This window comes from Streptomyces sp. MB09-01 (assembly GCF_033794505.1).
Taxonomy (GTDB): Bacteria; Actinomycetota; Actinomycetes; order Streptomycetales; family Streptomycetaceae; genus Streptomyces.
In genome coordinates this window covers 1-745 of record NZ_JARAYQ010000596.1, presented here as the reverse complement: position 1 = coordinate 745, position 745 = coordinate 1, and the positions used below count along the sequence as shown (strand labels likewise).

Annotated in this window: 1 protein-coding gene; it reads left to right on the top strand. The window is 75.2% G+C overall.

From position 1 onward, the window contains the following. A partial coding sequence (locus PV721_RS43650) for a hypothetical protein (protein WP_319734464.1) occupies positions 1 to 343 on the top strand: 343 nt, incomplete at its 5' end. Between the last annotated feature and the right edge of the window lie 402 nt (positions 344 to 745).

Sequence of the window (745 nt, the reverse complement as noted above, 5' to 3'; positions counted from 1 at the left end):
GGTGTCGTCGGCGGGAGCGGACAGCGCCGTGGGCGCACCCGGCCCGGTGGCGGCGTCGGGAGACGCCGCGGAGGTCGGCCACTGCTGTCGGCTTTCCATCGAACGGGCCGACGGGCTCACGACAGGGCTCGGCGAGGTGTCGGGAGACACGTCAGAGGCCGGGACCAGCGGCCGGTCCTCCAACGAGCGGGACGACGGACTCACCGCCGGATCCGAGACGGTGTCGGGAGACACCTCAGAGGCAGGCACCAGCGGCCGGTCCTCCAACGAGCGGGCCGACGGACTCACCGCCGGACCCGAGACGGCCGTGTCGGGAGACGCGGTCGAGGTGGGCTGCGGGTGAGGGTCTTCCCTCGGGCGGGCCGACTGCCCCACCACGGAGTCGGGGGCGGTGGTGTCGGGAGACACGGTCGAGGTCGGCTGCGGGTGACGGCCCTCGATCAGGCGGGACGACGAGCTCGCCGCGGGGCCAGGGGCGGCCGTGTCGGGAGACACAGCCGAAGTCGGCTGCGGGTGAGGGTCTTCCATCGGGCTGGGCGACCGCCCCAGCACCGGGGCCGGAGCGGCCGTGTCGGGAGACACGGTCGAGGTCGGCTGCGGGTGACGGCCCTCGATCAGGCGGGACGACGAGCTCGCCGCGGAGCCGGGGGCGGCCGTGTCGGGAGACACAGCCGAAGTCGGCTGCGGGTGAGGGTCTTCCATCGGGCTGGGCGACCGCCCCAGCACCGGGGCCGGAGCGGCCGTG